Below are 8,138 nucleotides of genomic sequence, written 5' to 3' on the forward strand. Positions count from 1 at the left end.
AAGCCGAGTCGCGGAAAGAGGAAGCCTCGTCAGTGATGGCGGGAATCCCTGTGCGTTTACGCCGGGGAGGATGTCAATGCCCTCTGCCCTCTGCTACATTGTTGTACTTGCTATCTCTGGCGATGGCTCTAGACTTTAATCTTTCAACCATCAGTAGCTCTATACCGCCTCAAAACATTGAGGCGGAGGAGTCGATTTTAGGCGGGATCATGCTTGACCCCGAAGCCATGAGTCGAGTGGTGGATTTATTGTCTCCAGAAGCCTTCTACGTTAGCGCTCACCAAGAAATTTATAGATCTGCCTTCATTCTGCATCATGAAGGTAAGCCAACGGATTTCATGAGCGTTACCTCTTGGTTGTATGACCATAAATTATTAGACAAGGTGGGGGGTCAGAGCAAGATAGCGCAGTTAATTGAACGCACGGTGTCAGCCGTCAATATTGACCGCTATGCGGCGTTGGTGATGGATAAGTACCTGCGCCGTCAGCTCATCCAATCGGGAAATGGGATTGTTCAACTGGGTTACGAGACGCATAAGGAGTTGGACTTTGTTCTTGATCAAGCAGAACAGAAAATTTTTAATGTGACTCAGGTGCGCCCGCAACAAGGGTTAGTGCCAATCTCTGAGACATTAATTCAAACCTTTCAGGAAATAGAAACCCTTCATGAAGGGATTGCCTTACCTGGTATACCCTCTAATTTCTATGACTTGGATGCGTTAACGGGTGGGTTTGGGCGTTCTGATCTAATTATTGTTGCGGGAAGACCCTCAATGGGAAAAACTAGCTTTGCGTTGGCTATGGCTCGCAATATTGCCGATAAATTTCCTGTAGCAATTTTTAGTCTAGAAATGTCTAAGGCGCAATTAGTCCAGCGGCTTTTATCTAGCGAGGCGACTATTGAAAGTAATTATTTGCGAACGGGGCGAATTACTCAAAATCAATGGGAACCTCTCTCCCAAGCGCTGGGGACGTTATCAGAATTACCCATTTATATCGAGGATACGCCTAACCCCAGCGTCATGCAGATGCGATCAAATCTGCGGCGTCTCCAGGCAGAACAAGGGGGAATGCTGGGATTGGTTTTGATCGATTATTTGCAGTTAATGGAAGGGAGTGGTAGTGAAAATCGAGTCCAAGAACTGTCTCGGATTACCCGTTCTCTCAAAGGGTTAGCCCGGGAACTGAATACTCCTGTGATTGCTCTATCTCAGCTTAGTCGAGCCGTAGAAGCCCGGAACAATAAGCGACCAATGATGTCCGATTTGAGAGAGTCAGGTTCGATTGAGCAAGATGCGGACTTAGTGATTATGTTGTACCGGGAGGAGTATTATAATCCAGATACGCCAGATCAAGGGATCGCTGAAGTGATTATTACCAAACATCGCAATGGTCCAACTGGCGTGGTGAAGTTAATCTTCGACCCTCAGTATACTCGCTTCCGCAATCTCGCCCATGGCAATCAGCGATGAGAGGGAACAGGGAACCGGGAACCGGGAACGGTTGTAGTCTCACCAACCAACAGCCTTGGGTTTCAACCCAAGGCTAAACGCTCAATGGGAGAGGTTAGACGGGTTTCTAACTAATTTTTAGCAATTCCACATCGAAAATTAGAGTTGCGTTAGGCGGAATCACTCCACCTGCACCCCGGGAACCATACCCTAATTCCGGGGGAACGATCAGACGACGACGTCCGGCAACTTTCATCGTGGCAACGCCTTCATCCCAGCCTTTGATCACCTGTCCTACACCGAGTTTAAAGGAAAAAGGACGGTTGCGATCGCGGGAACTATCAAACTTGATGCCATCTTCCAGAGTTCCCGTATAGTGAACCACAACGGTTTGACCTTTTTGGGGTTGTGCGCCGTCACCTTCTTTGAGTTCGACATATTTCAAACCCGATGGTGTGGTGACAACGTCCTGATCTGTGTTCTGTGCTTCAGTGGAATCTGTATTCATGGCAATGGGTTGATTGTCAGGGATGGGGCTAGCCTGGGTGACTTGGGTGAGGGATTGAGGTTGGGTGAGGTTGAGTTCGTCGGCTGTTGCACTCCCTCGACTGAGTTGAGTCATCACCAACAACAATCCACAGGCAATAATAACGCCCAAGCTAATTAGAATATCTCTCAAAATCTGTCCTCCTATTCAATGTTTGATCGACGCCACAGCTTATTTTCTAGATCCCGCACTTGACGTTCCAACCGATCAATGCGCCCGCGCAATTCATCGACTTCCGTTTGCCGAGGGACACCTAATTCCTGCAACAGGTTCCGTAGCTGTCGTTCCATGTTGACTTCAAAGTTACCTTGCTCCGATTTGATCTGCTGCACCATATCATCGACGAATCCTTGGGCTTGCTCTGGATTAATTTTTCCATCTTTTACCCATTCATCGCTAACTTCTCGCAGTTTGTCTGCCACCATGGACGTTGTGCCCACACCAACCATCAATAACTGCTTCAGCCAGTCTCTATTATCCATACGCTGTTCCTGTAACTCGGTGCTAACCCCAGGATAGGGGAAGGGAGGTTGATTCCCACCTCCAGTTCCATTGTGTGCTATCTTGCCCATAACTGCTGCTGTGTTCGTTTTTGCCTCAGTTGCACAGTATCCGATCAAGCGCAAGTACCTAGTTATGGTAATTGAGTATCTTAAAGTTAGAGTCTCGCCCGAACTTCGGGAAACATTTATTCAGAAAGATGCCGAAATCTGGACATCCATGCTGGCTAGCTGTCCAGGATTCATCAGCAAAGAAGTCTGGATTGAGCCAGAAACTCCTGCGGAGGTCATTCTGATCATTCGTTGGACAAGCCGTCAACAGTGGGAAGCTGTTCCACAAGAGCAGTTGGATAAAACCCAAAAGCGGTTTGAGCAGGAGTTTAGCAAAGATTATCAGATGATTCAGGCGAGTGAATATCAAGTCAGAAAATTTCCTCAAACACCCAGCTAACGTTAGACCTGATGTCTAGTTGTCCCCGTTGCCATCAATCCATCAGTAATCAAGAAATTACTTGCCCTCATTGTGGCATGATTCTCAAAGCCTACGGTCATCCAGGTATTACCTTACACCAAGCCGTGGAACAGAAGTATTTGTGTCAAACCTGTCTCTATCATGCCGATGATACCTGTACGTTTCCTCAACGTCCTTATGCCAAGGAATGCACCCTTTATACAGATAAAGACCAGTCTATCCTGGAATCTGAACCGATTTATATGCCGCGTCGTAGTCCCTTACACGGGGCAAAATTGTGGTGTCAGCGTCACCCAGCCGTAGTCGGGTTACTGGGATTGGTTGCTGTTAGTATAGTGTTTACTTTACTCTCTAACTCGTGAGTGGTTACACTTTGAATTAAATCGCTTTTTATGCCCAATCGGGAAAATCCCGTAGCAAATTGCCCACAGACTAGAAGTCTGAGGCTATACAAACTAAGTCCGCCTGCGCGGACTAAATTTAGCCTGCGGAGGTAGGCTTTGTTTGTGTAGCCGCGATTGCCAATCGCTAGGTACTTTGGCTTACCGTTATCCTTGGGGTACTTTTTCATTGAAGCCTGCGGTCCAATTGCAACCCGCTATCAATAGTGATCACACTATTGTGAAAAAATGGAATTAGATTTTTTGAGATTCTTTGACGCTTGTGATCCGAGTAAAACCCTCGCGATCGCGAATCCTGAAGATAAGCAGTATTATATTGATTTTGCCTCAGTTCGGGGTGGTAAGATTATTGAAGCATTGGAACGGACGATTGTTTTGCGTTCGCGTCTTAATCAAGCGACTTGTCAGTTGTTTACGGGACATATTGGCTGTGGTAAGTCTACGGAGTTACGTCGGTTACAAGCCGACTTAGAGGAAAAAGGCTTTCATGTAGTCTATTTTGAGTCTACCCAAGACTTGGATATGACCGATGTGGATATTACCGATATTTTACTCGCGATCGCGCGTCAGGTGAGTGAAAGTCTGGAAACGGTAGGGATTAAGCTTAAACCGGGATATTTTCGCGATCGCTTTCAGGAGATTGCTGATTTTCTGCAAACCCCGATTGAGTTATCTCTGGAAGCCGGATTCTCGTTACCGGGGAACCTGGCTAAAATTACGGCTAAAACCAAAGAAAGCCCCCAGCTTCGCAGTCGCTTACGCCAATATTTAGAACCGCGTACCAGTGGGATTCTTGACTCATTGAATCAGGAAATCTTAGCCCGGGCAACGGAAGAGTTGAAACGCCAAGGAAAACAGGGATTAGTTGTCATTGTTGATAATTTAGATCGGGTTCAAGATCGTCGCAATGATTCAGGACGTACTCAACCGGAATATCTGTTTGTGGATCGCGGTGAGCAGTTAGGGAAACTCAACTGTCATCTAGTTTATACTATTCCATTGGGGTTAATTTTCTCCAATGATTCTCAAGCCTTAACCAATCGGTTTGGCGGGGGAATCCCGCCGAAAATCTTACCGATGGTGCCGATTCAGTTACGGGATGGGAGGGATTGCGAGCAGGGAATTGCGCTGTTACAGCAGTTAATTTTAGCCCGGGCGTTTCCAGAGGTGACACCAGAGGAACGCTTGAGTTTAGTCACTCAAATCTTTGATCATGGGGAAACCTTAGACCGTTTATGTCGCATTAGTGGCGGTCATGTGCGAAACTTATTAGGGATGCTGTTTCGCTGTTTACAGGAACAAGATCCGCCTATCTCTCGCGATACCCTAGAGATGGTGATTCGGGACTATCGGGATAGTTTAATCTTAGGGATTACCGATAATGAGTGGGAGTTACTGCGGCGGGTAAACCAGGAGCAACGGGTGAGTGGAGAGGATGGACATCAAACCTTATTACGCAGTTTATTTGTGTTTGAATATCATGATTCCCAAGGGCGATGGTTTGGCGTGAATCCAGTTTTGTTAGAAACCCGCCAATTGTAGAGACGTTGCATGTAACGTCTCTACAATGGTTATGAAATAACTTTTAACGTTATGACTGATTCCAATTATCCCGAAGCGGCTACAACTCATAATTCGCGCTCGTTGAATACATTAATCCGGGCGATTACCCTATCCAGTGGGCGTCGGTTTTCGCTAATTTTTGTCCGCTGTAATTATACCGAATTACAGGAGCAGATTTGCCAAGACTTACATCAGCAATGTGGGGTAGAGATTCGAGAATTAATGTTATCTCCGTCAACCGATACCCTCTACAGTGCGATTAAAACTGAAGTCGGAGATGAGTCGTTATCGGCGTTAATAATTTTGGGGTTGGAGACGGTTACCGATTTAGATAATCTGCTCCTAGCAACGAATCACGTTCGGGATGAATTTATAAAGGAATTTAAGTTTCCCCTCGTCATTTGGGTGACGGATGAGGTACTGAAAAAATTAGTCCGGTTGGCACCGGATTTATATAATTGGGGCGCTCCTCCCATTTCCTTTTTTTTAACCCCAGAGGCGTTGATTGAGTTCCTGAATCGGGGGGTAGAGGCGGTATTTGCTGAGAATCAGGTGGCGATTCCTGAATTAGAATTAGCGCTGAAGTATTTACAAGGGCGAGGTGAAGAATTAGCGGCAGATTTAACTGCAGGGTTAGAGTTTGTTTGGGGGAGGGAGGATTATATTCAGGATAACCTGGATGACGCCATTGTTCATTATCAACAGTGCCTTTCCCTGTGGCAATCCCCGCCGGAAGATCATCCTGAACGGAAAGGGATTGTCTGGATTCACTTGGGGTTCTGTTATCGGCGTCAAGCGGAGTTGAATCGGGCGGAAAAACGGCGCTATTGGCAGGAGGCGAGGGACTATTTTCAGCAGGGGTTAGGGGTATTTAAGGCGGCGCAACGTCCGGATTTAGTGGCGCGGTTTATCGGGGAATTGGGGGAGGTTTTACGACAGTTAGAAGCGTGGGATGAGTTACAGGAATTAGCGGAAAAGGGGTTAAGATTACATCAAATTTATGTGGATGAGCGACAACAGGCGCGGGATTATGGCTTTTTAGCCGAAGTGGCGCTGGCGCGAGGGAATTGGCAAGAGGCGAAACGATTAGCAAATCAGGCATTACAGTGTAGAGACGCGCCATGGCGCGTCTCTACAAATGTACCGGCTCAGGAACATAGTTTATATCTATTCCTCTTAGCCAAAGCTCAGCAAGGATTAAATCAAATTCAGTCCGCGATTGAGACATTGGAACGGGTAAGAGTTGAGACGCATCCCCAGGCTAATCCCCAAGTTTATAGTGATAGTTTAAAAGAACTGCAACGGCTCTATTTTAATCAGCAGGACTATTTAAAAGCATTTGCGATTAAGCAAGAACAAGGATTAGTTGAAAGTCAGTTAGGCTTACGGGCATTTATTGGCGCGAGTCGTCTCCAACCCTTACCGGGAGAGTTTCAGGATAAGGTGGCGTTGGAGATTACGGCGTCGGGAAGAGGGCGGGATGTGGAGCGTTTAATTAGTAGAATTGCCCGTGATGATTGTAAGTTAACCGTGATTCATGGGCAATCGGGCGTGGGGAAAAGTTCGATAGTCAATGGGGGATTGGTGCCAGCGTTACGACAGAAAATGGTCAAGGCGTTGGATGTTTTACCGATTCCCTTGCGGGTTTATACGAATTGGGTGGAAGAGTTGGGGCGATTGTTGGCAGAGGGGTTAGAAACGAGGGCGGTTGAAACCGCAACTACACAAACAAAACCTGCCTTCGCAGGTTCTGAACTGACTGATTCTGATTTAGTTCGCGCAGGCGAACTTCGTTTGTCTAGCCGCGAATTCCATTCGCCGGAACAAGGGGCTATCCTGGCAGAATTGCGACAAAATGAGCAGCGCCATCGGTTAGTGGTATTGATTTTTGATCAGTTTGAAGAATTCTTCTTTGTCTGTCAGGATACCGCCGCCAGAAAACCATTTTTTGAGTTCCTCAGTGATTGCCTGAATCTCCCCGATGTCAAAGTTATTTTATCCCTGCGGGAAGACTATCTCCATTATCTGTTGGAGTGTGAACGACTGGCGCGGATTGATGTAATTAATAATGATATTCTGAATAAAAGTAATCGCTATGAGTTGGGGGATTTTGCCCCAGAGGATGCCCAGGCGATTATTGAACAGTTGACGGCGCGATCGCAGTTTCATCTGGAGTCGGAATTAGTCGAGCAATTGGTGCAGGATTTAGCCGGGGATACGGGGAAAGTGCGCCCGATTGAATTGCAAATTGTTGGGGCGCAATTGCAAGCGGAGGGGATTACTACCCTGGCTGAGTATCGCCAACGGGGGACAAAGGATGAGTTGGTGCAGCGGTATGTAGAAGCCGTGATTAAAGATTGTGGGCAAGAGAATCAGCGAGTCGGGGAGTTGGTGTTGTATCTGTTGACGGATGAGAAGAATACTCGTCCTCTGAAGACTCGTAGTGATTTGATATCGGAGTTAAGGGCTTTACCCTTAGATTGGGTAATGGATAGTCAGCAGTTGGAGTTGGTGCTGAAGATTTTTGTCGATTCTGGGTTAGTGGTTTTGTTACCGGAAAAGCCAGAGGATAGATATCAGTTGGTGCATGATTATTTAGTCGCGTTTATTCGCCAGCAGGAAGGGTTTGGTATTGTTGCCGAATTAAAGGCGGAACGGGAGAGACGGCGGCGGAGTGAGGCACAGTTAAAGGTTGTTAAACAGCGCAAGCAGCAAGTCGAGCAAGAGTTAACCGTGGCGCAAGCAGAACTTGAGCGGGTTAATCAAGAAGCCAGAGAGACAATTCAACGGGCGAATCAGCAACTGAAAGAGGCAGAGGAACGGTTAGCTGATGCCAGGAAAAAACAACAGGAAGCCCAAGCGGAACTGGCAGAAGCTCAGGCGGGGACTCGGTTAGAGCGAGCTGGGGTGGCGGCGATTAAACAGTTTGAATATCAGCAAATAGAAGCTTTGCTATCAGCTATGAAGGCGGGGCAAGACTTGAAAAAGTGGGTTCAAGATGGTCGCCCTTTAGAAAAGTATCCTGCTACTAGCCCACTTTTGGCACTCCAGAAAATCTTAGATAAAATTTGGGAACGCAATCAACTTCAGCATCCGAGTGGAGTTCTTGCTATAGCCTTCAGCCCCGACGGTAAGCAAATCCTCACTGGCTCATCTGACTATACCGCCCGCCTCTGGGACAATCAAGGCAATTTAATTCAAAAA

Annotated in this window: 7 protein-coding genes; 5 read left to right on the forward strand and 2 right to left on the reverse strand. The window is 46.9% G+C overall.

The window, feature by feature from the left end; all coding sequences use genetic code 11:
- The first annotated feature begins 122 nt into the window (after positions 1-122).
- Complete coding sequence (dnaB, locus tag ACLGGO_RS34385) at positions 123-1,472, forward strand: replicative DNA helicase (RefSeq protein ID WP_446339752.1); 1,350 nt, start codon at positions 123-125, stop codon at positions 1,470-1,472.
- A 106-nt stretch (positions 1,473-1,578) separates the two neighbouring features.
- Here dnaB and ACLGGO_RS34390 read toward each other — a convergent pair whose 3' ends face one another.
- Complete coding sequence (locus ACLGGO_RS34390) at positions 1,579-2,130, reverse strand: FKBP-type peptidyl-prolyl cis-trans isomerase (protein ID WP_446339729.1); 552 nt, start codon at positions 2,128-2,130, stop codon at positions 1,579-1,581.
- An 11-nt stretch (positions 2,131-2,141) separates the two neighbouring features.
- Complete coding sequence (locus ACLGGO_RS34395; protein ID WP_446339751.1) at positions 2,142-2,480, reverse strand: phasin family protein; 339 nt, start codon at positions 2,478-2,480, stop codon at positions 2,142-2,144.
- Positions 2,481-2,634: 154 nt separating this feature from the next.
- Between ACLGGO_RS34395 and ACLGGO_RS34400 the strand changes: the two genes are divergently transcribed.
- From ACLGGO_RS34400 to ACLGGO_RS34415, 4 genes are all read left to right on the forward strand, one after another.
- Positions 2,635-2,949, forward strand: coding sequence for a TIGR03792 family protein (locus ACLGGO_RS34400; RefSeq protein WP_446339728.1), 315 nt, complete (start codon positions 2,635-2,637; stop codon positions 2,947-2,949).
- Between the two features lie 11 nt (positions 2,950-2,960).
- The gene (locus ACLGGO_RS34405; protein ID WP_446422682.1) at positions 2,961-3,332 is read left to right on the forward strand and encodes a hypothetical protein; all 372 of its coding nucleotides are present in this window, start codon (positions 2,961-2,963) and stop codon (positions 3,330-3,332) included.
- A 267-nt stretch (positions 3,333-3,599) separates the two neighbouring features.
- Entirely contained in the window at positions 3,600-4,913 is a 1,314-nt protein-coding gene (locus ACLGGO_RS34410) for a P-loop NTPase fold protein (protein ID WP_446422683.1), read from the forward strand.
- Positions 4,914-4,964: 51 nt separating this feature from the next.
- Positions 4,965-8,138 (forward strand): nSTAND1 domain-containing NTPase (locus ACLGGO_RS34415; protein WP_446422684.1); only part of this gene is annotated, 3,174 nt, incomplete at its 3' end.

Origin of the sequence: Coleofasciculus sp. (assembly GCF_046565525.1) — a bacterium.
In the GTDB taxonomy this organism is placed as follows: Bacteria; Cyanobacteriota; Cyanobacteriia; order Cyanobacteriales; family Coleofasciculaceae; genus Coleofasciculus.